The sequence below is a fragment of the Variovorax sp. P1_G12 genome (assembly GCF_056405555.1).
The window spans coordinates 382448-405905 of the sequence record NZ_JBFUBW010000002.1; the positions used below are offsets into that span (position 1 = coordinate 382448).

Annotated in this window: 27 protein-coding genes and 1 pseudogene; 5 read left to right on the plus strand and 23 right to left on the minus strand. The window is 64.1% G+C overall.

Annotated elements, in window-relative coordinates:
* Positions 1-18: 18 nt before the first annotated feature.
* From AC1D2O_RS03940 to AC1D2O_RS03950, 3 genes are read right to left on the minus strand one after another with little or no spacing between them, the layout of a single operon-like run.
* The gene (locus AC1D2O_RS03940; RefSeq protein WP_478086819.1) at positions 19-438 is read right to left on the minus strand and encodes an ATP-binding protein; all 420 of its coding nucleotides are present in this window, start codon (positions 436-438) and stop codon (positions 19-21) included.
* The gene (locus AC1D2O_RS03945) at positions 435-812 is read right to left on the minus strand and encodes a response regulator (protein WP_478086818.1); all 378 of its coding nucleotides are present in this window, start codon (positions 810-812) and stop codon (positions 435-437) included. Before AC1D2O_RS03945 ends, AC1D2O_RS03940 begins: the two co-directional genes overlap by 4 nt.
* The gene (locus tag AC1D2O_RS03950; RefSeq protein WP_478086816.1) at positions 805-2163 is read right to left on the minus strand and encodes an ATP-binding protein; all 1359 of its coding nucleotides are present in this window, start codon (positions 2161-2163) and stop codon (positions 805-807) included. Before AC1D2O_RS03950 ends, AC1D2O_RS03945 begins: the two co-directional genes overlap by 8 nt.
* Before the next feature lie 136 nt (positions 2164-2299).
* Between AC1D2O_RS03950 and AC1D2O_RS03955 the strand changes: the two genes are divergently transcribed.
* Positions 2300-3385, plus strand: coding sequence for an AraC family transcriptional regulator (locus AC1D2O_RS03955; protein WP_478086815.1), 1086 nt, complete (start codon positions 2300-2302; stop codon positions 3383-3385).
* Here AC1D2O_RS03955 and AC1D2O_RS03960 read toward each other — a convergent pair.
* Entirely contained in the window at positions 3337-3732 is a 396-nt protein-coding gene (locus AC1D2O_RS03960) for a PaaI family thioesterase (RefSeq protein ID WP_478086813.1), read from the minus strand. The genes AC1D2O_RS03955 and AC1D2O_RS03960 overlap by 49 nt on opposite strands.
* Positions 3733-3786: 54 nt before the next feature.
* Between AC1D2O_RS03960 and AC1D2O_RS03965 the strand changes: the two genes are divergently transcribed.
* Both AC1D2O_RS03965 and AC1D2O_RS03970 read left to right on the plus strand, forming a co-directional pair.
* Complete coding sequence (locus AC1D2O_RS03965; RefSeq protein WP_478086811.1) at positions 3787-4590, plus strand: STM2901 family protein; 804 nt, start codon at positions 3787-3789, stop codon at positions 4588-4590.
* Positions 4550-4909, plus strand: a complete 360-nt coding sequence (locus AC1D2O_RS03970; protein WP_478156234.1) for a DUF1493 family protein — start codon at positions 4550-4552, stop codon at positions 4907-4909. Before AC1D2O_RS03965 ends, AC1D2O_RS03970 begins: the two co-directional genes overlap by 41 nt.
* Before the next feature lie 97 nt (positions 4910-5006).
* On the opposite strand, the pseudogene AC1D2O_RS03975 reads toward AC1D2O_RS03970, so the two are convergent.
* The 3 genes and pseudogenes from AC1D2O_RS03975 to AC1D2O_RS03985 all read right to left on the minus strand — a co-directional run.
* Positions 5007-5774: pseudogene (locus AC1D2O_RS03975) on the minus strand (enoyl-CoA hydratase); the annotation flags it as partial.
* 22 nt (positions 5775-5796) lie between these two features.
* Complete coding sequence (locus AC1D2O_RS03980; protein WP_478095072.1) at positions 5797-6765, minus strand: Bug family tripartite tricarboxylate transporter substrate binding protein; 969 nt, start codon at positions 6763-6765, stop codon at positions 5797-5799.
* A 13-nt stretch (positions 6766-6778) separates the two neighbouring features.
* On the minus strand, positions 6779-7717 hold the full coding sequence (locus tag AC1D2O_RS03985; RefSeq protein WP_478156236.1) for a CaiB/BaiF CoA transferase family protein: 939 nt from the start codon (positions 7715-7717) through the stop codon (positions 6779-6781).
* Between the two features lie 169 nt (positions 7718-7886).
* On the opposite strand from AC1D2O_RS03985, the gene AC1D2O_RS03990 reads away from it, so the two are divergent.
* A complete protein-coding gene (locus tag AC1D2O_RS03990; protein ID WP_478156237.1) occupies positions 7887-8408 on the plus strand; it encodes an H-NS family nucleoid-associated regulatory protein in 522 nt (173 codons plus the stop codon).
* Between the two features lie 115 nt (positions 8409-8523).
* On the opposite strand, the gene AC1D2O_RS03995 is transcribed toward AC1D2O_RS03990, so the two are convergent.
* The 14 genes from AC1D2O_RS03995 to AC1D2O_RS04060 form a co-directional block, all read right to left on the minus strand.
* The gene (locus AC1D2O_RS03995) at positions 8524-8862 is read right to left on the minus strand and encodes a hypothetical protein (protein ID WP_477650693.1); all 339 of its coding nucleotides are present in this window, start codon (positions 8860-8862) and stop codon (positions 8524-8526) included.
* A 71-nt stretch (positions 8863-8933) separates the two neighbouring features.
* Positions 8934-9539, minus strand: coding sequence for a hypothetical protein (locus tag AC1D2O_RS04000; protein ID WP_478093429.1), 606 nt, complete (start codon positions 9537-9539; stop codon positions 8934-8936).
* Positions 9508-10023 carry a single-stranded DNA-binding protein gene (locus tag AC1D2O_RS04005; protein WP_478156239.1) on the minus strand — a complete coding sequence of 172 codons (516 nt, stop codon included), beginning with the start codon at positions 10021-10023 and terminating at the stop codon, positions 9508-9510. The genes AC1D2O_RS04000 and AC1D2O_RS04005 overlap by 32 nt, the downstream gene beginning before the upstream one ends.
* 69 nt (positions 10024-10092) lie before the next feature.
* Entirely contained in the window at positions 10093-11163 is a 1071-nt protein-coding gene (gene virB11, locus AC1D2O_RS04010; RefSeq protein WP_478093432.1) for a P-type DNA transfer ATPase VirB11, read from the minus strand.
* Between the two features lie 10 nt (positions 11164-11173).
* Positions 11174-12415 carry a TrbI/VirB10 family protein gene (locus AC1D2O_RS04015; protein WP_478093433.1) on the minus strand — a complete coding sequence of 414 codons (1242 nt, stop codon included), beginning with the start codon at positions 12413-12415 and terminating at the stop codon, positions 11174-11176.
* Entirely contained in the window at positions 12415-13242 is an 828-nt protein-coding gene (locus AC1D2O_RS04020; protein WP_478093434.1) for a TrbG/VirB9 family P-type conjugative transfer protein, read from the minus strand. The genes AC1D2O_RS04015 and AC1D2O_RS04020 overlap by 1 nt, the downstream gene beginning before the upstream one ends.
* Positions 13239-14045 (minus strand): VirB8 family type IV secretion system protein, encoded by an 807-nt coding sequence (locus AC1D2O_RS04025; RefSeq protein ID WP_478156241.1) that lies wholly within the window; start codon positions 14043-14045, stop codon positions 13239-13241. Before AC1D2O_RS04025 ends, AC1D2O_RS04020 begins: the two co-directional genes overlap by 4 nt.
* Positions 14046-14192: 147 nt before the next feature.
* Complete coding sequence (locus AC1D2O_RS04030) at positions 14193-15146, minus strand: TrbL/VirB6 family protein (protein WP_478156242.1); 954 nt, start codon at positions 15144-15146, stop codon at positions 14193-14195.
* Positions 15147-15173: 27 nt separating this feature from the next.
* Complete coding sequence (locus AC1D2O_RS04035; protein WP_477650176.1) at positions 15174-15428, minus strand: hypothetical protein; 255 nt, start codon at positions 15426-15428, stop codon at positions 15174-15176.
* Positions 15429-15432: 4 nt separating this feature from the next.
* Positions 15433-16155 carry a P-type DNA transfer protein VirB5 gene (gene virB5, locus AC1D2O_RS04040; protein WP_477650177.1) on the minus strand — a complete coding sequence of 241 codons (723 nt, stop codon included), beginning with the start codon at positions 16153-16155 and terminating at the stop codon, positions 15433-15435.
* Positions 16155-18674 carry a VirB4 family type IV secretion/conjugal transfer ATPase gene (locus AC1D2O_RS04045; protein WP_477650178.1) on the minus strand — a complete coding sequence of 840 codons (2520 nt, stop codon included), beginning with the start codon at positions 18672-18674 and terminating at the stop codon, positions 16155-16157. The genes virB5 and AC1D2O_RS04045 overlap by 1 nt, the downstream gene beginning before the upstream one ends.
* A complete protein-coding gene (locus tag AC1D2O_RS04050; RefSeq protein ID WP_477650179.1) occupies positions 18674-19009 on the minus strand; it encodes a hypothetical protein in 336 nt (111 codons plus the stop codon). Before AC1D2O_RS04050 ends, AC1D2O_RS04045 begins: the two co-directional genes overlap by 1 nt.
* 7 nt (positions 19010-19016) lie before the next feature.
* On the minus strand, positions 19017-19391 hold the full coding sequence (locus AC1D2O_RS04055; RefSeq protein ID WP_477650180.1) for a hypothetical protein: 375 nt from the start codon (positions 19389-19391) through the stop codon (positions 19017-19019).
* 60 nt (positions 19392-19451) lie between these two features.
* The gene (locus AC1D2O_RS04060; protein ID WP_477650181.1) at positions 19452-20105 is read right to left on the minus strand and encodes a lytic transglycosylase domain-containing protein; all 654 of its coding nucleotides are present in this window, start codon (positions 20103-20105) and stop codon (positions 19452-19454) included.
* 240 nt (positions 20106-20345) lie between these two features.
* On the opposite strand from AC1D2O_RS04060, the gene AC1D2O_RS04065 reads away from it, so the two are divergent.
* Complete coding sequence (locus AC1D2O_RS04065) at positions 20346-21230, plus strand: helix-turn-helix domain-containing protein (RefSeq protein WP_478156245.1); 885 nt, start codon at positions 20346-20348, stop codon at positions 21228-21230.
* On the opposite strand, the gene AC1D2O_RS04070 is transcribed toward AC1D2O_RS04065, so the two are convergent.
* Both AC1D2O_RS04070 and AC1D2O_RS04075 read right to left on the minus strand, forming a co-directional pair.
* The gene (locus tag AC1D2O_RS04070; protein ID WP_478156247.1) at positions 21157-22848 is read right to left on the minus strand and encodes a hybrid sensor histidine kinase/response regulator; all 1692 of its coding nucleotides are present in this window, start codon (positions 22846-22848) and stop codon (positions 21157-21159) included. The two genes, AC1D2O_RS04065 and AC1D2O_RS04070, sit on opposite strands and share 74 nt — an antisense overlap.
* A 79-nt stretch (positions 22849-22927) precedes the next feature.
* Positions 22928-23440: a putative pterin-binding protein gene (locus AC1D2O_RS04075; protein WP_478089921.1), complete on the minus strand. Its 513-nt coding sequence runs from the start codon at positions 23438-23440 to the stop codon at positions 22928-22930.
* Between the last annotated feature and the right edge of the window lie 18 nt (positions 23441-23458).

Here is a 23458-nt window from a genome sequence, read left to right on the forward strand (position 1 = left end):
GAACTCCTCTGCTCTGGATTAGGGACGGATCTGCTTGACGAGCGTCAGGTGGTTGCCGCGCTCGGGGTCCGGCCGGTAGCGCACCTCGTCGACCATCTGGCGCACCAGGTGCCAGCCGAGGCCGCCGATCGGGCGCTCCTCCCACGAGGCGTCGAGCGAGGGCGCGGCCAGCGAGTCCGGATCGAAGGCGCGCGCACGGTCGGCGATCTCGATCGTCATCGGACAGCTTTCCCAGTCGCACGCCAGCGTGATCGGACCCGGCGGGCCGTCGGCGTAGCCGTGCGTGATGACGTTGACGCTGACCTCCTCGACCGCCAGCCGGACCTCGTCGCGCACCTCGCGGCTGGCACCGGCGCGCCGGCAGGCCTGGTCGGCCACGGCGAGCAGATCGGGCAGGTTGTCCAGCGTGGCGGTGCGGGTGATGCTGAGCCTGTTCATCCAGGCTCTTTCGGCAGGAGTGCGCGCGCGATCTTGTCCATCAGCCGCGCCAGGTCGACCGGCTTGGTGTCGAAGTCGTTGCAGCCGGCGGCCATGGCGCGCTCGCGATCGCCCGACATCGCGTGCGCCGTGAGCGCGATCACCGGGATCGCCCGGGTCGCCGCATCGGCCTTCAGAACGCGGGTCGCCTCCCAGCCGTCCATCACGGGCAGGCTCATGTCCATGAGGATCAGGTCCGGTGCGGCGCTCGCGGCCAGCGCCACGGCCTGCGCGCCGTCGATGGCGGCCGAGATCTGGAAGCCCTGGCGCGACAGCCTGCGCGACAGCATGTCGAGGTTCATCTCGTTGTCCTCGACGATCAGGATCCTAGGCATGGGCCAGGCCCCTCCTGGCGGCCACCGGCGCCGGCACGCGAACGACGAAACGGGCGCCCGCGCCGACCTGGCTGTCGACGTCGATCGTGCCGCCCATCAGTTCGCAATAGTGGCGCGTGATGGCCAGGCCCAGGCCGCTGCCGCCGAAGCGGCGCGTGCTGGAGCTGTCGGCCTGCGCGAAGGCGCGGAACAGCAGCTCGCGCTGGGCGCCGGAGATGCCGATGCCGTTGTCGCTCACCTGGATCACGAGCATCTGGGTCTCGGGCTCGTGCCGGACGTTGAGCACGACCTCGCCGTCGCGCGTGAACTTGCCGGCGTTCGATAGCAGATGGGCCAGGATCTCCCGGATCTTCTCCGCATCGCCCAGCAGGCGCAGCGGCGGGACGTCGCAAAACAGGCTGAAGACGTTGCCGTTGCGCTCGATCTGCTCGCGCATCTCCTGCGCCACGTCCGCCACCAGTTCGTCGGGCCGGAACGGCGCGTTGAAGACCTCCGCCTGGCCGGCCTCCATCCTGGAGAGGTTGAGCACGCCCTCGACCATGGCCAGCAACGTCATGCCCGCGCTGCGGATCTTCTGCACGTCGCCGACGCGATCGGCCTCGCCGATGTCCATGAACTCCGATTCGAGCAGCTCGCTGTAGCCGATGATGGCGTTCAGCGGCGTGCGCAGCTCGTGGCTCATGTTGGCCAGGAAGGCGCTCTTGGTCCGGTTGGCCGAATCGGCCAGCATGCGCGCGAGTTCGAGCTGCCGGTTCTTCAGCGTGATCTGCTCGTTGCGCTGGATCACTTCGCGCCGCGCCGCCAGCGCGCGCTGGGCCTGCGAATACGAATGGACGCCGAACATCAGCAGGTAGGGCACGAAGCAGACCACCGACAGCAGCGCGGTACGCAGCGATGACTCCAGCTGCAGATCGAAGCCGTTGGCGGCCGCGCCCAGCAACGCCCCGGCCAGCCAGGCGACGAAGCCGCGCTGAGCCAGCGGCGGGCCGCCCAGGCTCAGGATCGACAGCAGGCCCGAGCTCAGCATCAGCGTGCTGGGCCACAGCGAGAAGGACACCAGCCCGCTCAGGACGCCGAACAGCAGCGCGTCGACCATCAGGTTGCGGTGTTCGGCCCGGCGGCTGTCGGGCGCCCGGCGCGCCACCCAGCGTGCCAGCGGCGCCCACAGGAAGCCGTGGAAGACGAGCACCGCCCAGGCCCACGGCGGCGGCGGCCGCTCGAGGAAGTGCGACACCAGCACCACCAGGACCAGCAGGCTGGCCCAGCGCCGCACGCCGTAGTCGAGCTCGACGATCGGGTGTGTCTTGCGCGCGCCAAGCCCGCCCGCAACAGCTTCAGCCGTGGGAACCATACAGAAAGTAATAATTGTGTTTTCTTTCGTTTGCAGATTAAGCTGCGCCCGGGCTGGAAAACTGTCCGCAGCCGCCAATCTCACTTGCCGAACGCGCCAAGGAACGGACACCGCAATTCATCGAAGGACCGACCTCGTGACGCCCACCGCCGCCTTGCCGTTCAACATGCTTGCCGGGATCCAGAAGGCCGGCATCGACCTCGCAGCGCTCGCGGTGCAGGCCGGGCTCTCGCCGGAGGCGTTGCGCAAGCCGCTCAGCGCGGAACAGGCGGACCGCTTCTTCACGGTGGCCTACGAACGGATCGGCGATCCGGCCGTCGGGCTGGCGCTGGGCATGCAGCCGATGCGGCCCGAACTATTCGGCGTGGTCGGCTTCTCGGCCATGACCTGCAGCAGCTTCGGGGCGGCGCTGGCGCGCATCGCACGCTACAACGCCCTGGTGTCGGCCTGCGAACTCGACATCGTGCCGGACGCCGACGAGGCCGCGGTGCGCGTGCGCTACGGCGGCCCCGGGCGCCCGTACAGCCGCTGCCGGATGGATCTGCAGATGGGGACGCTGCTGAACTTCGGCCGCCTGTTCACCGAGCGCGAGATCACGCCGGTGCGCCTGACGCTGATCGGAGAGCCGCCGCCCTATCACGCGCGTTATGCCGAAGTGTTCTCGTGTCCGGTGCTGTTCGGCCAGCCGCACGACTCGATCGTGTTCCGCCGCAGCGACCTGGACCTGCCGCTGGTCAGCGCGAATCCGACCGTCGCCGCCCTGTTCGAGGATGCCGCGGAGCGCGACCTGATGGCCCACCGGTCCCCGCGCGACACCGCCCATGTGGTGCGCGAGGCGCTGCGGCAACTGCTGCACGGCGATGTGCCGAGCATCGCTCAGGTGGCCGGCGCGCTGTTCGTGAGCGAGCGCACACTGCAGCGCCGGCTGGCGCGCGAAGGGGTCCAGTTCAGCACGCTGCTGGACGAAGCCCGCCTCGAGATGGCGCGGCGCTACCTCGCGGCCGGCCGCGCGAGCCTGACCGAGATCGCCTACCTGCTCGGCTTCGTCGACCCCAACTCCTTCTTCCGTTCCTTCAAGCGCTGGACCGGGAAGACGCCGGCCGACTACCGGCTCGGCAACGGCGTCGAGCCGGCGAAGACGACGCCACGGGCCCCTGCCTCTTCGGCCGCGCCTTACGGCGCGACAGAACCCACGTTCTTGCGTGGCATGAAAATCGAGTAGTTGCCATTGGCCTGCGCGACCAGGGTGTCTCCAGAGAAGATCCTCGACTCGAGATTGGCGATGGTCCTGCCTCGGCTGACGAGTTCAGTGACGCACCTGATGAGGCCGGAAGCCACGGGCTTGAAGTAGTTGATCTTCACCTCGATCGTGGCGCAGATCTCGTCTTCGGCCAGTGTCGGGTAGAGCGCGACGCCCATGCCGGTGTCCGCGAGCGCGAAGATGACGGCGCCATGCACGACATCGTGCGGATTGCGGTGATGTTCCTCGACCTGCAGCGTGCACTGGCTGAAGCCGGCACGCTGCTCTTCAACGATGAGGCCGATGAGGTCTGCGTAGGGGTGGTTCATCGGCAGGATTCTGCACCCTGACGCTTGACTTCAGCGGCGCCAACGGCGCGCTCGATGGACATTCAGACCACGGGCCGGGGTGCGGCGCCTACCGAACGACGGCGCTGGCCCCCCCGAGCGCGTGGCCAGGGCCGCAGCCGACGGCTCGGCGGCTTCGACGACAGCGTGCTGACGATGCTGTCCAACATCTGCAAGCCCGAGGGGCGTGACGGAAAAGCCGCGATGAAAATTGAGAATCATCGCATCTCGGCATGGGCCCAGTCGCCGTCTATTCTTTGCGCGGCAACAAGACAAGGGAGGTACGCCATGAACGATTTCGCCTTTCAGAACGAGCTTTTGAAATGCATCAGGACTGCTCAGGACAATGCGAATTTTTGGCTGCGCAGTGGAAGCAACCCATACCCCGAAAACGAGCTCAAAGACCGACTCGAACATGAATTCAATCGGCTCAATCGGCGACTGACGCAGAGCGCCGTGGTCGTCGATTCGATTCGTTTGAAGGAAGACCGGGTGTCCGACGACCACTGGAACCACACAGCCGCACGGATGACGGGCGGAGCCGTGTGGGCGCTGGGTCAACCAGTGCTGAAAAAGAGGTTCGTGATGCCGGGGTCGGCTCCGGGCACATCGATCGCATCGAAGTATCTGTCGCGGGCATTCCCTCAGAAATTGCCCGTGAGAATTCTCAAGACAAACGTCCTCGGCAGAGTGATTGGCAGAGCATTCCCGGCCGTGGGGGGCACGATCATCGCGATCGATGTCATCGAAACGCTCCTTGTGAAGAGTGCCGATGGCGGGTCTCGATACATGGCTGACGGTGGAGATTTCGGAGGTGCCGGTGCAAGCAGATCATGGTGACAACGAGCTTCCAGACTTCGAGGCACTCTATCGGTTCCTCGCAGAATGGTTTCCGGAAAAGAAATTCAATGACGATTCGCCGAACTGGCGTCTGGAAGAGGACTTGGATTGCTATGGTGACGACGCCTATGACCTGCTCGCAAGGTTCTCCGAGCAGTTCAAGGTCGACGTGTCCGAATTCGATCTGTATGCCCACTTCGCGCAAGAGGGGGCGGTCGGCTTCCTGCTTCGCAGGCTCTTCCGGCAGAAGCGGGAATTGAAACCCTCGCCATCGATTCAGGATTTGAAGCACGCCATCACGACACGACGACTGCGCTAGCTGCGCGGATCGACGGCGCCGAGCTTTTCGCGCGTGCGCTCAGCTGCGCCTTCGCGCGCTCGACGTCGCGCAACCGGACCGCAGGCGTAGTAGGTCCCTAACCCGCTCGGCCCGCCTTCCGGGCGGTGAATTCCTTCATGAAATGCTGGGGTTCGCCCGTGAGGAAAGCCGCTGCGAACTCACCCACGCCATCGCGGATGGACGTCTCCAGCGGCTCCTGCTGCCATTGCCGCAGCAAGCGCTTCTGCTGGCGCACCACAGCGGGTCCGTAGGCGGCGAGTTGACTTGCCACGCGAGCCACTTCGGTGTCCAGCCTGTCGGCGGGCACCAGAGTGTCGACCACACCCCATGCCAGAGCCTGCGTCGCATCGATCGAATCCCCGGTCAAGAGCATCCAGTTGGCGCGGGCATTGCCGATCAGCCGCGGCAGCAAGGCCGCATGAATGATGGAGGGAATTCCCACCTTGATTTCCGGCATTCCGACATGCGCCGCAGCCGATGCGATGCGCAGGTCGCACGCGAGAGCCAGCTCAAGGCCTCCGCCCAAGGTCCAGCCCGGGATGCGGGCGATGACAGGCACCGCGAGTTGTCGTATCGCTTCGCAAAGCTCACGCAGGTTGTCGATGAAGACCCGTGCGCTCGCCGGGTCCAGCGCGCCCATTTCCTTGATATCGGCACCGGCAACAAACGCCTTGTCGCCAGCCCCGCGCAGGATGACCACACGCACTTCGGCGTCGCCCGATAGCTGGCGAAATGCCTGGATCAGGTCCGAAATCACCGGCGACCCGAGGATGTTGAGCGATCCGGCATCGCGGATGGTGACAGTCACCACGCCCTGGTCGTCGATGCGCACATCGGCATGGCGGAGAGTCGCTTCTTCATGGGTGTCAAAGCCTTTCGAATCCGATTTCCCCGAGGACCTTCTTCCAGAAGGCGTTCTGCTCGACGACGAGCCTGGCGAACCCTGCACGCGACATCGGACTCGGGATCGCGCCCAGCTTCTCGATCGCGGCGATGACGCCGGGGTCGCCCAGTGCTTCGCGCACCGCCTGATGGAGCTGATCCAGGATCCGGGGCGGCGTGCCCGCCGGGGCCCCCAGTCCGAACCATGAGGGGTTGTTCATGGCCGGCAGGCCCAGCTCGGCGTAGGTCGCCACCTGGGGCAACAGCGCGAGCCGCTGTTTCGCCGCCACCGCCAGCGGACGGATCTTGCCGGCCTGGATCAGCGAGGCGGACGAAGGGATGTTGTCGAAGACCGCATCGATCTGTCCCGATACAAGATCGGTCAAGGCCGGCCCCAGTCCCTTGTACGGCACGTGCAGCATCTGCGTGCCACTGACATGCCTGAACAATTCGCCATTGACGTGGCTCAGCCCTCCATTGCCGGACGAGCCGAACGAATACCGGCCCGGATGCGCCTTGAGTTCCTTGACGAATGCCGACAGATCGGCCGCGGGAAAAGAAGGTCGGACCACCAGCACATTGGGCACGTCGGCCATGTTGCTGATGGGGGCGAAATCCTTGACCGGATCGTAGGCCGGCCTGGCATACACATTGGGGTTCACCGCATGCGAACTCTCCACCACCATCACCAGCGTGTAGCCGTCCGCCGGCTCCCTGGCCGCGTAGGCACTCCCGACCGAACCACCGGCGCCGGGCCGGTTCTCCACGACGAAGGGCTGGTTCAACAAGGCACCCAGCCGGGTCGCGATGATGCGGGCCAACAGGTCGGTGGTGCCCCCCGGCGCGTAGGGCACCACGACCCTCACCGGCCTGTTCGGGTAGTTCTGCGCATGGGCCCGCAGGGCCAGCGCGCCACCGGCCAGGATCGACGCGACAAGAGTTCTTCGCTTCATGTCTCCAGGTCTTTCACTTCGAACGAAGATCTCGACCGGTCCCTGGCCGGATTGACCAGGCTGCTTCCAGCGTCTGCGCCAACAGTGGCGGCGGCGGCACCTCGGTCGAGGGTCGGCCGGATGCGCAGAGCATGGGATTACGCACCGTCGGGATGTCGCCCAACACCGGATGGCGCAGTACCTGCACCATGCGCCGATGCCGCACCTGCGGGTCGTCGAAGACTTCTTCCAGGCTGTTGATCGGCCCCCAGGGAACGCCGGCGCCGTCGAAGGCTCGCGTCCAACTCTCGCGCGTGCGCGTCGGGAACAACGCCGTCAGGCGGCGGCGCAGCGCGGCCAGGTTTTCGATGCGGTCGGCATTTCGCGCGAACCGGGCATCCTCGGCCAGTTCGGGCATGCCCGCGACCTGGCAGAACCGCTGGAACTGGGCGTCGTTGCCCACGGCGAGGATGAGGTGTCCGTCGCTGCAGCGGAACACCTCGTAGGGCGCGCAGTTCGGATGCGCATTGCCGCTGCGCTTCGGGCTGACGCCAGACATCAGATAGTTCGCAGCCTGATTGGCATTGAAGGCGACCGCCACATCCAGCAGCGCGATGTCCAGGTACTGGCCGCAGCCGGTGCGTTGCCGCTGGAACAATGCCGCCAGCACGGCCGAGGTCGCATACAGGCCCGTGCTCAGATCGACCACCGCCACCCCGGCACGCAGCGGGCCTGCACCGCTTTCACCATCGGGATGGCCGGTGTAGCTCATCAATCCGCCCATGCCCTGGAACACGAAGTCATAGCCGGGCCGCTGCGCCATCGGCCCGGTCTGGCCAAAGCCGGTGATCGAAAGATAGATCAGCTTCGGATTGATCCGCTGCAAGGAGGCATGGTCGAGCCCGTAACGGGCCAGCGTGCCGGCCTTGTAGTTCTCGACCAGCACGTCGGCATTGCATTTGGCGCGACTCAATCGCGCGAAGATCGACTTCGCGGTTGTCCGCTGACGTGTTCGCCCCAAGTGTCGGTCATCGGTGCCCCTGAAACTCCGGGTCTAAATGCTCTCTTTACACCAGGGAGTGGCAAAATCGCGCCCAGAGAGTCGGAGTACTCTCAACTTGAGCAACCAACCAGAGCAAGCAATGGCACAAACCTACAAGCAGATCCAAAAGCAGATCGAGCAACTCCAACGTCAGGCAGAAGCATTACGTGGCAGTGAGATCAAGGGCGTCGTCGATCGCATCAAGGTCGCGATTGCGCACTACGGCCTGACGGCCGCCCATCTGGGTCTTGATTCCACGCCGAGCCGGGCCGCCAGGAAGAAAAGCACAAAGCCCTCTGCCCAGTTCAGTGATGGCGCCGGCAATGTGTGGTCAGGCCGTGGCCCGCGTCCGCGTTGGCTGCGCGATGCTCTGACAGCCGGGCGGTCGATCGATGAATTTCGGGCAGGTTCGGGGACCCCGTCAAAGCTAGCTTCCGCGATGGGTCGAATGGAAGCTGCAAACCCAGCGAGCAAGGCGCCGGCCAAAAGGGCCAAGCGAGCACCTTCGAAAATCACCTACAGCGACGGCGCCGGCAATTCGTGGACCGGCCGCGGTCCAAAGCCGCGGTGGCTGAAGACTGCCATCGGCAGCGGCAAGACGCTTCTGGATTTCGTGAAGTAAGTCTGCGCTGGAAACGCGGGGCTGCTCGAGGTGGGCGGCCCCCGCGGCTCGTGGGGCACCAAGCGGTCCATCGCCTGCAGGGCGCTTCGCGTGTTGCGTTCGGCTCACCGTCCGTTCACTGCCGGATGGCCTTCGTGGCGCGGCGATAGATTTGCAGCATGGCTCCCAGACCCAACGACGACATCATCGTCGCCGCAAGAGCCAGCGCATAGAGCAGATCCGGAACATCCTCGCGGGTTGCCACCATCGCCAAGACCATGGTCAAGGCCCATAGGACGCCCCATCGCAGGATGTAGATGTCCATGTGCATCCTCAACCACTTGGCGTTTCGAAAGCTGATCTCGCGCACTTCCTGAGGCGACGCATCAACGGGCCACGTCTCCACATAGGCGCGAGGCGACCAGAAACGGTTCCAGACGGAGGCCGGTGGCGCGGGCTTGCGATTGTCATTCATGAAGATCGAAGCCTACTTGGGCTGGGGCGCAAGCCTCATCTCGGCCAACGCAGGGAACTCGCGCAGCCGGCTCATCTGGACCTCGCCGGTGCCTGGAGCGTCGCTCGAACTGGCAGCGTTGGCGCCCTCGATGGCGCTGACATGCGCTGCTGCTGAGCCGACAGCGACGGGCTCGCCGAGAGGCTGGCTTTGCCAAGACCGTAGGGCGTCGGCGTCTTCGATGCGGGCATGGAATCATCCACCCGATGCGGTGGGGCCAGCGGGCGCCCCATCTCCAGGGTTCGCACCGTGCGCGGCGCGGCAGGGGTGACACCCTCGGTGGCAGAAGGAAGACGACTAAGTTCGCTCGCCACCTGCTCAGCCGCCACAGGCTGCTTCCAGCCAACTCGATCTCGCATGTCGACGTAGACAAGGCGATCCGCGCCATCGATCACCGAAACACGCACGACCACTTCGGGCCGCGCCGAACGCGGATCTGCGTTGGCGTCGCCACGGGCAGCCGCACGAGCCCCCGGCTTGTCAGGCCCGATGACGTTCGACGGCGCCTCATTCGAAGTCTTGTCGGGTAGCGCTCCCCGTGCGTCGATGGCACGTCGCACGCTGTCAACGTCCTGAATGAACCTGGTGTCCGCCTCGCGCGGTGACTCAGGCGGCAACGCTTTGAGCGATTGGTTCACGAGCATCCTCCTTGTCGGGGCCGTCGCCGACCAAGGTGGTCCGCACCACGTTCAGCATCCCGGCGAGATCGGCCAGCGTGACGTCGTTTCGCAGACCCACGGCGAGGTCCCTCATCATGGTCTCGATCGAGGCCATGCTTTTGGCCGCCGCGACCACAGGATCCATCTTCGGAGCCCTGCGAAGCATCTTCATTTCATCGATCCGGATCTCGGAGCCTCGCTGCTCCTTGCCGTCCTTGTCGGTCCAACGCGTCGTCCGCAGCCGTCCTTCGACATAGACCTCGCTGCCCTTGGTGAGGAACTCCTGGGCGATCTGCGCCAAGCGGTCGTAGCAGATCAACTGGTGCCATTCCGTGTGTTCGACCAGTTCACCGGAGCCACGATCGGTCCAGTATTCATTCGTCGCCAGGCCGAAGCTCGCATAGCTGCCCTTGCCGCTCAGCCCACTTTCGGGATCTCGGCCAAGCCGGCCGATCAGTTGCACTCGATTCATTGCACTCTCCTTGGGAACGAGGAGGGCAGCGCCCTCACACCTGCGCTGGTTCCATCCACCTCACCGCACGACCGACAGCGCGAGCATCGGGTCGTAGTAGATCGCCGGCACGTGCCGACCGCGTTCTTTGTCAAACACCAATTGCACGACCACATGCACCAGCGTGTGCAGCAGCCGCATGATTTCGTCGAGCGCGAGGCTGCGGCCTTCGTCCGACGCCTTGATCAGCAGCGCGATGCGGATGAAGGCCTGCTGCGAGGAGTTCGCGTGGACGGTCGTGATGCCGCCGGGGTGGCCCGAGTTGAGGACATTCTGCACGTAGTAGAAGGTCTCATCGCCGCGCAACTCGGCCAGCAGGACGCGATTCGGCGTCTTGCGCATCACCGCCTGGAGCACCTGCTTGGCGGTGGCACCGACCACGCGCTCGCCGGCATGCCCGTCACGACGGTAGAACAGCGCCTGGGAGTTCGGATGGTTCCAAAGCGGCATCTCCGGCGTGTCCTCCACCGTGATCAACCGTTCCCAGTGAGGAATCAGTTCGATCAACGCGCGAATGAACGAGGTCTTGCCGCTGCCGGTCGCACCGGACACGATCAGGTTCTGATGTTGTCCCACCGCCTGCGTGAGAAATGCGGACCAATCCCCGGCCTGGGCCAAGGCCCATAGCTCGACCTGGACGGGCTCGAGCTGAGCGAGGAGCCTCGTACGCTCGCCTTCAACCAGGGCTGTCGAATACACATGCCGTGTTTGCTCAAAGTACCCCTGATCCACGAACTGGCTAAGCTTGAAAGACTGGCTCGTGTGCTTGCGCAGGTTCAGATAGATCATTCCCCGCGCCGCGGCCGGCGGCATCGTCATTTCAATCCGCTCGCCGTCGGGCAGGTACGCCGACAGGATGGGATTTCCTTCGTCGAAGGGTTTCTGCGAGATGTTCGCCAGGAAACTGCCCAGGGCCTGGAGATATTCGAAGTTGACCGCGGGGGCGTCGACCCGCTCCCACACCCCTCTCTTCCACAGCTGCACGGCCCCCGGGGCGTTGACGGCGACCTCGTTCACGCTTGGGTCGGCCAGCCAGCCTTCGAAGGCGCGCAGATGGGCCAGGATCGAGACGTATTTGTCGGGCGCGCCCATCCGCGAGGCCTCAGTTGGTTGCCGCCGCCGGGCGCAGCTCATACACCGTCGAAAAGTCGACGTCACGGGCCACGAAGATCTTGATGATCTCGCCTTGGTTCTTGTAGAGGCTCGGCTTCAGCTGGCTGCCCTGCTTGAGCATTTCCTCGACGATCGTGTTCGTCGTGTTGCCGGTGTTGTTCAGCTGGGAGAGCATGCTTTGCGTCCCGATGTTGTACGTGGTGCCATAGGGGCTGCCGCTGGCCCTTTGCGCGCGGGCATCGTCCTGGGCAATGTAGATCTGCTTGGCGTCCTGGAGCAGAGAGAAGAAGATGGCCCCGGCAAAGCGTTCGATCCATTTGTTGTCCACATAGCCCGACGTGCCGGCACGGCCGAGGGCATCGGTGCCGGGCGAGTTCAGTTGTACCGAGACGAAGTTCGGCGTCACGGCCCGCGACCACAGCGTGAAGATCGTCTTCTGGCCCGCCTGCAGGCCTTGGGTGTATTCGCCTTCCATCGTGGTGCCGGCTTCCATGAGCACGACCATGCCGTCCATCGACATGACGGGCGCGCTCAGGATGCATTTCAGGAACCCCGGCTGATCAGTGAGGATCGCCGTCAGCAGCGTGCAATCCGGCAACGTGCCCTTGGCAAGCGTCATGGACGGGTTTCGGTTGATCGTTGCACTGGTGCCGGGCGTGATCGTGGCGGTCAGGGCACCGGCCAGGGCATTCGTGCCACCCTGCGGCGTGGTCGCACTGGGCACGCCGACGTTCGCCACCGCGGCCCCCAAATGCGCAGCGGCCGCCCCACCCGGCGGGGCCACGGCCAGGGTGATCGCGCTCTTGCGTCGGCGCTCCCGGATGCGATCTTCTTCAGACATGCCGCCCTGGGCCGCGGACGGGGTCGCCTCGGCCTTTTTTTCCGGCTCGGGACAGTTCAGCCCGATCGGCAAGCGCAGGCCGCCCGGGCATTCGACGTAGGACGGTGAGGATGGGATCGAAGGCGGCGGCACGAGCGCCAGCGGCACCTTGACCTCCGGCGCCGACACCGGGCGGCTGTCGTTGTGCGGATCGGCCTTCGCCGGCGCAGGCGCCCCGAAAAGCCCGAAGTAGTTGTTCCGGCTCGCAATCCCGAAAAGGATCAGCACCGCCGCCACGCTCGAGGTCGCCACCAGGATCAGCTTCTGGCCCGGTGCGACGGCCCGTTTGCGCTCGATGAGCCCTTCGCGCTCCTCCTCGGCGACCGGAGCCTCCAGCTTCTGTTCGAACATCACTCACCTCCCGGTTCGCGGATGGATCGCTGCACCTTGCCGCTGGCCGTCCCGGTCGGTGCCGACTGGATCGGCAGGGTCGGCGACCGGTTGGTGATGCCCGCGACAAGCGCGCCGCGCCGCAGGATCACCCGTGTGACGACGCGGTGCAGCACCATCGTGTCGTCCTCGACGTGGTAGTCGACCAGGTTCTCGCTGCCGTCCGGCTCGATGATGAACGCCGCCGGCAAGGGATTGGCCGCGGAGAACAGCATGAAAGTCTGCCGGCCGTTGTCGTGCATCGAGAGCGGTTGCAGTTCCTTCGGGCCGACGATCCAGTAGTCGTAGTTGAGGGCGCCCTCAAGACCCGACGCCTTCAGGTCGGCTTTCATCTGCTTGCGGTCGGCGTCCTGCTTCGCCAGCGCGAGCGCCTCTGGGGTCGAAGCATCGCCTTCCGGGTACTGCAGCCGCACCCAGTAGGCAACGTTGCGGGCGGTCCTGCTCATCGTCTTGAGCTGGAACAGGTAGCTGCGACGGTTCGTGAAGAGCGTCAGGTTGGTGTCGGCCTTGACGTCCTTCGGCTTGATCACGAACAGGTTGCCGTTGATGGCCGCGTGCCAGGCGTCGCGGTCGCCCATCGCGAAGTCCTTGATGTCTTCCTTCTTGCTGAGTTCGATGGTCGTCACCACGCCTTCGGCGGCGACAATGCGGATGATGTCGTTGCCGGTGTAGCGAACCGTCTGGATTCGGGCATCGCTGGCCGACGGCACGGTGCCGACCTCGGCATGGCCCGCAACTGCAGCGAAAGTGCAGTACCCAACCGACAGCAAGCGCAGCGGCGCTTTCATCTCGCCGCCGCCTGAGGCATCCCGACGTTGGCGGGCGTGATCGGCGCCGCGGGCCCACGGATGGAACCGCCCTGCCCTGCCGAACCCGGCGGTGGGGCACTCAGCACCTGAGAAACGCCCTCCTGATCTCGCCGATAGTTGACCGCGCAGAACCCAAACGCGTTCACGTGCAGGTCGCGGATCTGAGAGGGAATGTTGGCCTGCTCGTAGCGCACCGTGAGCGTTGCGATGTAGCGCGTGCGCACAGGCGGCGCGACACCCCGCGTGACCGTCTTGTCGAACCGGACTTGCGCGACGCGCAAGTCGTCCTGGTCGGTCGGCAGGAACGTGATGTTCTGGATCTCGACGCGTTCCGAATCCGTCGGGCTCATGGTCTTCACCGGAGACTGCGCGTTGATCTCCGGGTTGAAGTAGTTCTCCCAGGCGGATCGCACCGGCCCGCAAGACATCAGGTAGGCCGTCTTGTAGTTGGCCTCTGCCTCGCCGCGGGTGAAACCCTCGCGCGCCAGCACATAGCGCGCGACGTCCGAGAGGATGATCTTCTGGTCGCGATCGCGGCCGACGTTCACGATCTCGCCCGGCGCTTGCACGTCGTAAGCACCGGTGGCGTTGTCGACGCGGATGATGGCCGGGACGAACTGCTTCAACGGCAAGAGAACGGAAACGCTCAAGACGCTGAGCCCGCAGAGTGTCCCGCACGCCCAGGCGATCCGGGCGTTGCGCGACGCCCGCCGCTCGAGGTCGAGACGCGCTTGCGTATCCCAGTCGAGCGCCGTGGCGAAGTAGGTTTCCTTCTCGGTCACTTCACCGCCTTTGAAATTTGGGACGGATTGATGGGTCGCTCCTCACCCGTGGGCCAGCCAGGCGGCGGCTTGGGGCCGCTGCAGCCTGAAAGGGCCATCACGAGCAACGCGATCACGAACCGAAACGTCGAAGCCATCACTCACCGCCTACTTTGCTCTCGACCTACTGAGGAGCGACTTCGCATGCGTGAGGTTCGTCAAACCTGCGCCGAAGGATCCCCCGCTTCCACCCGTCATGGAAGCGCTGATCACCGGAATCTGCAAGAACATGAAAAACATGGCCATCGCGATCAAGATGATGGGGATGCAGACTGCAGCGACGTTGAGGCCAGCGCCTCCGACACCGATCAGGTTCGAAACCATCGCGGGCACCCCGCCACCGCTGCCAGTGCTTCCGAGCTGGGCGTTCAACTTGCCAACATAGGAGTTGATGATTCCGATGAACATGAAGATGAACAGCGTGGTGAACACGTGATAGAAGACAAAGTAAAGAGCGGTGTTCAGCCAGGAATGAAAGTAATTCCTTGTCTGCGGCAGCACAAGGGCGAGCACAAAGAAGGGGCCAACAGCAAGTACCAGGCTCAGGCCAAGTTTTGAGAAGACAACCGCGAAGAGCGCGACCGCCAGAAGCAAGTAGGCGGCAACGATGACGAGCACTCCCATCAGGAACAGCGCGATCGCCGGTCCGATGGCCAAGTCCTTGACCAGTCGAGTTCCGGCCGTGAACATCGCCGACACCAAGTCGACGATTTTCTCGTTGACCTGACCCAACAGATCCGGCGCGCTGGTCGCTGAACTGCTGAGCGCGGTTGTCAGCTCAGTTGGTAAATTGAAAATCGGCTTCGCGATCCAGCTGAGGTACCCGTTGCCCATGATGTAGAGCACGACCATGAATCCGACGAACTTCAGGAGCCAGTCAGTGATCGGCACGGCCACTTTGCCTTCGATGATCAGGTAGCACCAAATCAGCATGCAGATGCCGAGGAGCACCCAGGCGATGGGTATGACGTAGCCGGAGATTCCCGCTGCGGCACCCTCATAGAACCCGTTGAGCGCTCTGTCAAAGTTCGAGTAGATGTCTCCGACGATGTTGTCGACCATGATCTGCTCCCCTTCCCTGCCATGTGGCTAGAACCGGATACTGATGGGCTTGCGCAGGTCACGGACATCGTCCTGCACCTTGCAAACTGCCAGACGCTTTCCGTTCTTTTCTACTTCGGCGCTGCACTCGTTGTTAAGTTCGGTCAAGGGTCCAAGATTGCCCTTGTCGGCCTCTACCGCAATCGTCTTCGCATCGAACTTCGGCGATTCGGCGACTTCCTGCTTCGTGCATGCCGCCACGACGACCCAGGCGCTGATCGTGAGGACTACGGAAATTTTCATGGCATCAGAACCTGATTCCGCCAGCCGACCCGCGGATCATGCCGGCATTGAAGTTGTCGATGGCTGACTGCTGCTGCAGGCGACGGTCGGCCTCTTCCATCGCCTGGATCGTCGACAGCTTGATCTGCTCGTTCTGCATGCGCACGGTCTCGACCTGGATGCGCGCTTGGACTTCCGAGATGGCCTTCTGATCGGTGGACGCGTTGATCGATCCGACGAAGGTCTGCAGATTTCGGATGTTCTCGGAAGCCTTGCGGTACCCCATGTCGCCAATCTGCTTTTGCAATGCGAGCTGCTGCCACTGCTGCGTGCAGGCGGACCGCATGGAGGCGTCGCTGTTCAGCTCGGCGCACGACTTCAACTGGTTCGCGCGCACGATGTCGTTCAAGGAGCCCGAGATTCCCGAGAACGAGCCGCTGCCGTTCCTGAGGCCTTGCGCGGCTCCGACGTAGTCCTGCGGCAGGTACTGCGTCAACAGATCGTTGTTCATCAGGTTGCCGAGGTTGCGCGAGCCCTGAAGCGTGCCGTAGACTTGCCTCATCTGTTCGAGCTGCTTGCTCATCGAGTTCAGTTGTTCACCCCATTTGGCGATCGTCTGCATTTGGTTCATCGTTGCCGGAATGTCGCTCGTGACCGTCACCGGGATCTGGGCATGTGCGCCACCGGCGACGCCGACCGCAGTTAGAACGCCGAAGAGGACGTGCTTCGCACGCTTCAACAGCTTCATCACACTCTCCTTTTCAGAAAGACGGGTAACCAGTGGGAGGGATCGGGGCCGAATTCGTCGATCACGGCATGCATGACCTCGACGTTGTCGAGGCTGGCGGACAGGACGGACAACATATCGTCCATGCCGCTCAAGTCCATCTTGACGATGACCGATTCGGCACCCTTCTTGAGCAGGAACTGAGCGGAGTTCTCCGGGGTGTGCTTGACCAAGTGGAACTCACGCGGCGTGAGCTTCAGCCCGTCGATGTAGTCGGCCTGCTCGGCTTCGCCGTTCGGCAGCAGGATCTGCGTCGGGAACTGCGACAAGAGGGTGCTGCCCAACGGCGAGCGGCTGATATCACTGGGCTCCTGGGTGTCGAGGCCGATCACGCCGTCTTCCTTGCGGATTGTCTTGCCTTTGTTCTCGATGAAGATCTGCATGTGCGGATCCTTCAACGCACGCCAGGCCTCGGCGACGTCGATGATGTGCGGCGAGCCAGACGCGTGCTGCGCGATCTTGTGCGTTAGGTAGCGCAGGATGGGCGTGCGCGCCTCTTCGATGTCGAGGAAATTCGTCATGTCGAAGCCGAAGGTGTGTGCGCCGTCGAGGTCAAACCGATCTTCGGCGTTGTCGAGCACCCACGCGAAGGCGCCGTCATCGCACCAACGTCCCAAGGCCTGGTAAAGGCTGTTCTCTCGATGCGTCGGCAGCGCATCTCGCACGCGTGCATACCGGCGGTGTTTAGGTTCGAGCTCGTAGACCTGCCGAATGCTGCGCAGCAGCTCCTCCTCGTCCTTGTGCGTCATGGCGTATTTACCATCGAACTGCGCGTTCCAGGACATGATGCTCAAGATCACCGAAATGTTCTCCGCGGTCGGCGCCATGGAGAAAGGGTTCATGCCGGTCGGCTCGCCGCCGGCGATTCGAAAGTAGCGCCCACCCATGGCGCGGATACAGATTTCCTCGCCATAGTCCTTGTCGAAGCTGAAAATCTTCAGGGGCTTGCCACCCACCATCACGTGCTTGCGCGCGAGAAGGCGCAACGACAGCTTGAGCACCGTCTTGCCGCCGCCCGAGCGTCCGATGATCTTGTAGTTGCCGAGTTCCTTGCGATGGGCCTTCAGTGCGGATACGTCCTCGTGGTCGTTGGCCGCCTCGTCGTCGCCGAGGTCGTCTTTCGCGGACTCCTCGTCGTAGTCCAGCCGGATTCCCTGCTCCAGCAGCCGGTTGCGGCTCACATGGAAGTTGAAGAAGTAGGGGCCGCCGGCCGCCGTCTTCATCAAGGCGATCGGCGCACCCCACTGGCTCCCGCTGGCGTTGCCGCGCGGATGGTTGTGCATCGGGAAGAACTTCGAGAAGTTCTTGCTGCTGATCGGCATCGCCCGGACGCGGCCGTACTTGAAGTTGCCAGGGAGCGTGCTGAAGTAGGTACAGATGAGCGCTCCGCCCCGCTCGCGCGAGGTGTTCATGCTCTTCTGGTCGAGCAGGGTCACCGCGGCATTGACGTTTTGGTTGAGCTCCTTGATGGAATCGCCGTAGACGACCAGAATCAGTTCGTGCTCGAACATCGAGAACTTGCCGGCCTGCAGCTGGGTGCGCGCGGCAGCGACCTCCTTCAACTGCTCCGCGTTGTCGCTGGTGGACTTGATCTTGTTGTACTGGGTCTTGAGCAGCGCGTCGGCTTTGTCGAAGGCCATCACGGTCACAGACTGGCTCAGCACGAACTCAAAGGACGAGGACAGGAGACCATCGAACACCTTGGCGTCGAGCTGCTCGGCGCGATAGGGCGCGACCAGCGTCAACACCGCCGCAAACCGCGATCCTGACGCGCCTTCGATCTCGACCGTTTCCGCGCCGAAGTTCAATGCAGCGGCCTGCAGGCTCTGGCTCAGTTCGTGCGCGTCGAGACGGAGATGTCGATCCGTGTGGTTCAACACGCGGCCGTAAAACGCGGCCGTGCGCGAGCACAGCGCGCCCTGGTTCCCGTAGGTGCCAAGCAGCCGCGGGTGGTAGCGCTTCAGGCTGGCCATCAACTGCGCAGACAACTTCGAGAGTTCGTCTCGCGCGCGCAAGCGCAACTCCGTCATCCCCTCGCTGGACCGACTGGAAAAGCGGATGCTCGCACGGTCCGCGCTGTTCCCCGCCAGTCGATAGACCGGTGACACGAACAGCCGGTTGACGAAGTGCTGCTCGCCATCGAACTTGCGCGCGTACTGGCGGGCGAATTCCGTGCTGAGGTCGTTGTCATAAGAGACACGCGAAAGGTCGTAGCGAACCTGGCGCCGTTCTACATGCGTCCAAAGCGCCACGTTCGGGCTGCGCGCGATGTTGTTGATCGCGGAGAACCACTGCTGGTTGAGGTTGTCGAGTTCCTTGTGGCCGATCGTCTCGAAGGACAGGCCCTGCACCTCGATCGTCTGCGTCAGGTCGCCTTCGTAGGTGACCACGGTGTGGTCATCGATCTGCTGGGAGTACGGCAGGCAACTCGCGACACTGCGCTCGGCCTTGATGTGGGGGACTTTGGGGACGGCCGCCATCACTGCACCTCGCGGCGGTTGGTGTGGGGACTGAAGCTCACGACGCCGTCGCCGTGCGTGTTCCTGTTCTGCGCGAACCAGCGGTGGCGATAGCTGGCCACCAGGTCGCGCACCCAGAACGGGTTGTCGTTGGTCTTGAGCACGAGGACCACGTGCAGTGGTACCAGGAGCAGCGTCCAGAAGCCGACAAGGCGCATGCACAGCAAGAGCAGCATGCATTCGGCTCCGAAAACGGGCAGCGGCACGTAGGCCTGAAGCACCGGAGCCTGTGGCCCGCGGTAGATCACCGCGCGCTCGAGCGCCGGCTCCTCATGGCGATGGTCGGTATCGCTCATGCGGGTCTCAGAGGTTCGAGATACCCGACGCCGAGCCGCCCACCATGTCCTTGACGAACTGGATGATGGCCACGACACCGAAGGCCAGTGCCGTGCCGACCAGCGCCTGGAAGAAGATCTTCTTGGGATCGTCGCGGCCCAGCCAGTTGCCCGTCACCCAGTTCAGGAGCGTCAGCAGGCACGCGATGGCACCGATCACACCGACGACGCCATAGATGACGTTGAAGATGTTGACGCCGGCCTGCTTCAGGCTTTGCGCCATCGCCGGATGGGTGGCCAGCGCCAGCACGGCGGCGCCGGCTGCCAGGCGTGCCACCGTGACGGTTCTTCGAAACCGGGGGGTGTCGATGCGGGACGGTGTGACGATGACTGGCACTTTCATGGCTCCTCCGGAGTGATGGACATGGGGCTTAGGGCATGTGCTGCGCGAGAGGAACGGGCTCTAGAAGCCGGCCTGCTTCGTCCTCTCGAAGATATCCAGGGCTTCGCCCGGGCGCTTGGCCTTGGTGGAGCCCGCCGGCGGCGTGCCCGTGACGGCGAGCGGCGCGAGTCCCACCGGCGTGACAGCGACTGGGATCACGGACGCCGCCGTCGAAGCCTGGGTGACAGGCACCCCGGTGCCAAGCTGCACCTGCGGTGACGCGCTGCTCATGTAGGCAAAGATACGGTTCGCGTACTCGTCGCTCACGGCGCGGTGGACGCCGCCCGAGTTGTAGCCCCGAAGGGCCGCCCAGATGGCGGCGACGCCCGAGTAGCCCGACGCAGACGCGCGGTGATAGAAATTCCAGAGGACCTTCTGACCCACAGCCAGGTTCTGGCAGGCGTCGAATGCCTGCTCCCACGTCATGCCGTAGAGGGCGACGTTGCTCACGTGGATCTGAGCCAGGCCGACAGAAAACTTCCGGCCGGAGGCGGCCAGCTCCTTGGCGGTGGCGATCGCCTCGGCAAGCGTGGCGGGTTGCTTGACCGTGCCCTGGGCCTTGTCCAGGCCGATCGCCAAGGGCTGCCACGCCGACTCGGTGCGCACGAGCGCCTGCATCAGCACCGGCGACACCTGCGGCGCGCACTGCTCGAGCAGGGCACCGATGGTCAGCACTTGCTGGGCTCCCACTTGCTCGTCACCCGGTGGTGGATCGCAAGCGCCGATTCCAATCCGGCCGCGGMTTGATCGAGAATAGATGCACACATCACTTACTCGCTTCAGATGTAGGTCGGAGGTTTTATATTTGAGTCTTTGGTCGGATCATCTTTGACAATATCCGCTCCATCGAATCGATTATGTGCCTCTTAGAGAGACAACTTTCATTTAACTGTTGCGCGTAACGATAAATTACACATGGCGTCGATGCACGAACCACCCCTTCCTGAACAAGAAGAAGAATTGCCGTCACAGGCCGCGCACGCCGTTCGGGCCCTGCTGGGGCGTCACGGCATCCCCAAGCACCGACAGGCCGCCTTCGTCGGCGAGTTTTTTGGGATCTCCCGCGCCGCCTCACATCGACGCACCCACGGAACGGCGGCGTGGTCCTTAGAGGAACTCCAGTCGATCGCAGAGAAGTTCGGTGAGACGCTCCCGGAGATGCTGGGCGGCGGTCGCCTCAAAGGTGGCACCCGTGCCACCCTGCAAGTCGGAGACGTGCAAACGCCCTGTCGCATCTGGCTGCAGCCGGAGAACGAAGAATTTGGTGGCGGCGCTTTTGTGGCCGTCGAGAACGCCGGGGTCTACACGGTCGTGCCGGCATCAGCAGCTGTTGGCCTGGCCACGCTGCGCGTCCAAAGCATCGAGATCGATCAATCCGTCGACACGCCACCCCGCATCGCTGTCTTGGACGACGACCGGGAGGTGACCAAGTCCATTTGCGCCGGTCTTCGGGAACGGGGCTATGAGGCATCGCCGTACAACACCATCGACGCATTGATGGCCGAGATCAAGCGTGAGCCATTCGACGGCTACATCCTCGACTGGAAGCTGCGCGGCGGCACCACCGTCCTGCCACTCATCGCGATGATCCGCGAGGAAACCAACCACGGCGCCATCGCCTTGGTCAGCGGCAAGTTCCGCGACTCCACCCTCAACACCCAAGAGGTGGCGGTGGCCTCGAACGACTACAACTTCCGGACCTTCGAGAAGCCGGTGCAGCTCGAATTCATCGTTGCCGCGCTCGCTCGCGATGGGTTAGCACCCGCTCGAAGCGCGATGTCTCGATCGGTTTCTCCATGACCTGGTCAAAAGGCCACGGCTCGAGCGGTCGTTCGGGCGCAGCCGCGCTCATGGCGACCAGATAGGCGTTCTGGTTCGGGCCTTCGAGACGCCGCGTCTCCATCGCCAGCTCGATCCCGCCCTTTACAGGCATGTCCAGGTCGATGAGCACCGTGTAGTAGGGGGCCGCCGCGAGATAGTTGGCGGCGGCCGCCGCCGAGTCAGCCACATCGCACCGGTAGCCCAGGCGCATGGCCAGGCCGTGGATCGAAGCGCGGATGTCGCCTTGGTCTTCCACGATGAGCACCGCGTCCATGGCGTCCGAGTGCCCATGCACCGCGTCCGGATCCTCGATGAGTGCCGGCACCCTCACGGTGACCCTGGTGCCCTGCCCTTCCTTGCTGTCGATCTCGACGCTCCCGCCCAGATGCTTGACCACGGTGCGCACGATGGTGAGCCCAATGCCGGCACTTTCGTCGGCCTTGCCTGGCGCGCCAACACGCTCGAAGGGCTCGAACGCCGTTGCCAGGCGGGCCGAGGGGATGCCGGGCCCCGTGTCCGTGACGTGAAAGACCAACTGGCCCGAGCCCAGCGGCGCAGGTTCGAGTTCGAGGGCCACGTGGCCGCGCTCCGTGTACTTGATCGCGTTGCTCACGAGGTTGGCCAGGACCTGGCTGATGCGCAGGACATCCGCCATCGCAAAGATCGGCTCCCTGGGCATCAACAGCTTGAACACGAGCCCCTTGTCGCGCGCGCGCTCACCCGCCACATCGGCAACGTCGTCCATGAGCGCACGCGCCTCGAACGACTCGGGCCGGATCTCCAGCTTGCCGGCTTCGCCTCGGGCCAGCGTCAGCAGGTCCCGCAACTGCACGCCGAGCACCATCGACGAGCGCCGGATGCGCGCAATGGCCTGCTCGCGCTCCGCGGGTGGAATCGCCATGCCGAGCAGGTCGACCGAGGACAGGATGGCCTGCAAGGGCGAGCGAAGCTCGTGGCTCACCATGCTCAGGAACTGGGTCTTGGCCCGAACGGCCGCCTCCATCTCTGCCTTGGCGGTCTGCTCGGCTTCGAGCGCCGACAGCCGCTGCTGGGCTACCGTCCGGTAAGCACGCCGCTCGCGCAGAATGGAGAGGAGCCAGATGCAACCACCGACGCCCAACAAGGCCGCCGCGAGCAAGGCCATATTGCGTGCGTGCGTCATCCTGCGCAGCACCTCATCGTCGCTTGTCGTTTCCTTGGAGCGGGCAGCCTCGACCCAGTCCTGGATCACAGGCTCGAACTCGCTGAAGCGGCTCAGAAGGGCTCGCGCCGCAGCGGCATCGAAATCCGGCGCATGCACGCGGGCGACGACCTCCTGATCAAAACGCGTGAGTTGCTCGGCCATGGCGTCGTAGCCGTCGATGGTTCGCAACGCATCGTTGACCTTCGACGGCGCCAGCAATCGATCGGCCGCTGAGGCCAGCACCGACGCGACGCGGTCAAGGGTCTCGGGCCGGACGGCTTCGCCGGCTGCCGCGGCACGCAACTCTTCCCTCGCCCTGCCAAAGGCCTTTTCATACTGCGTCGCGGACCAGTAGAAACCTTCCATGGGGCGGTTGCCCGGCCAGCGGGACGCGCCCGGCCAGAACAACAGCAACGCTGTGACGCTGAAGATCGCGGGAAGCAGTCCGATGGCCGCCTTGAAGCGCCAGCCCTTGAACCAGGTCGACATACGCTCACTGAACATGGATGCCGCAGACCTGCCAGGTGAACTTCTCCGTCCCAGTTGGGGTGTCGAGCATCGATGCGTACTGGTCGCGCGGGTACACCAGGAACAGCGGCCCGAATTTGCGCTTCGAGAGGTGCTCGCCGTTCTGCGAGTGCGCGAGAATGATGCCGTACCGGTCCATGTCGCTCCAGGGAATCGTGATCGAGTAGTCGTCCAGTGCAAACAACCGTATGGATTTTCCCCGGACTTTGGCCAGCGCCAGGACGTCGCTCAGAAGCGGGCCTTCGAAGCGGCTTCGCGGCGTCCACTCGGTGGCCGTGGTGATCGTGTGGGTTGGAAGGGCCAGCAGTTGGGATTCTGATAAAGCAATTTCACCCGGCTGCTCCCCGGCGGGCAGCGACTCCGACCGGATCATCAGAAAGGTGTCGGGCGAACACCGGGCGGCGCGCGCGGGCGTGGGTGCGACAAACTCCAGCCCCATCACGAGGGACGTCAGCACAATCAGGTCACGCGCTTTCATGTTCCAACCCTCCTGCGG

Bases quoted from the DNA above. Each gene is read 5' to 3' on its own strand.
- AC1D2O_RS03940 (WP_478086819.1), bottom strand. From the start codon at position 438: ATGAACAGGCTCAGCATCACCCGCACCGCCACGCTGGACAACCTGCCC.
- AC1D2O_RS03945 (WP_478086818.1), bottom strand. From the start codon at position 812: ATGCCTAGGATCCTGATCGTCGAGGACAACGAGATGAACCTCGACATG.
- AC1D2O_RS03950 (WP_478086816.1), bottom strand. From the start codon at position 2,163: ATGGTTCCCACGGCTGAAGCTGTTGCGGGCGGGCTTGGCGCGCGCAAG.
- AC1D2O_RS03960 (WP_478086813.1), bottom strand. From the start codon at position 3,732: ATGAACCACCCCTACGCAGACCTCATCGGCCTCATCGTTGAAGAGCAG.
- AC1D2O_RS03965 (WP_478086811.1), top strand. From the start codon at position 3,787: ATGGACATTCAGACCACGGGCCGGGGTGCGGCGCCTACCGAACGACGG.
- AC1D2O_RS03980 (WP_478095072.1), bottom strand. From the start codon at position 6,765: ATGAAGCGAAGAACTCTTGTCGCGTCGATCCTGGCCGGTGGCGCGCTG.
- AC1D2O_RS03990 (WP_478156237.1), top strand. From the start codon at position 7,887: ATGGCACAAACCTACAAGCAGATCCAAAAGCAGATCGAGCAACTCCAA.
- AC1D2O_RS03995 (WP_477650693.1), bottom strand. From the start codon at position 8,862: ATGAATGACAATCGCAAGCCCGCGCCACCGGCCTCCGTCTGGAACCGT.
- virB11 (WP_478093432.1), bottom strand. From the start codon at position 11,163: ATGGGCGCGCCCGACAAATACGTCTCGATCCTGGCCCATCTGCGCGCC.
- AC1D2O_RS04015 (WP_478093433.1), bottom strand. From the start codon at position 12,415: ATGTTCGAACAGAAGCTGGAGGCTCCGGTCGCCGAGGAGGAGCGCGAA.
- AC1D2O_RS04020 (WP_478093434.1), bottom strand. From the start codon at position 13,242: ATGAAAGCGCCGCTGCGCTTGCTGTCGGTTGGGTACTGCACTTTCGCT.
- AC1D2O_RS04030 (WP_478156242.1), bottom strand. From the start codon at position 15,146: ATGGTCGACAACATCGTCGGAGACATCTACTCGAACTTTGACAGAGCG.
- AC1D2O_RS04035 (WP_477650176.1), bottom strand. From the start codon at position 15,428: ATGAAAATTTCCGTAGTCCTCACGATCAGCGCCTGGGTCGTCGTGGCG.
- virB5 (WP_477650177.1), bottom strand. From the start codon at position 16,155: ATGAAGCTGTTGAAGCGTGCGAAGCACGTCCTCTTCGGCGTTCTAACT.
- AC1D2O_RS04045 (WP_477650178.1), bottom strand. From the start codon at position 18,674: ATGGCGGCCGTCCCCAAAGTCCCCCACATCAAGGCCGAGCGCAGTGTC.
- AC1D2O_RS04050 (WP_477650179.1), bottom strand. From the start codon at position 19,009: ATGAGCGATACCGACCATCGCCATGAGGAGCCGGCGCTCGAGCGCGCG.
- AC1D2O_RS04055 (WP_477650180.1), bottom strand. From the start codon at position 19,391: ATGAAAGTGCCAGTCATCGTCACACCGTCCCGCATCGACACCCCCCGG.
- AC1D2O_RS04065 (WP_478156245.1), top strand. From the start codon at position 20,346: ATGGCGTCGATGCACGAACCACCCCTTCCTGAACAAGAAGAAGAATTG.
- AC1D2O_RS04075 (WP_478089921.1), bottom strand. From the start codon at position 23,440: ATGAAAGCGCGTGACCTGATTGTGCTGACGTCCCTCGTGATGGGGCTG.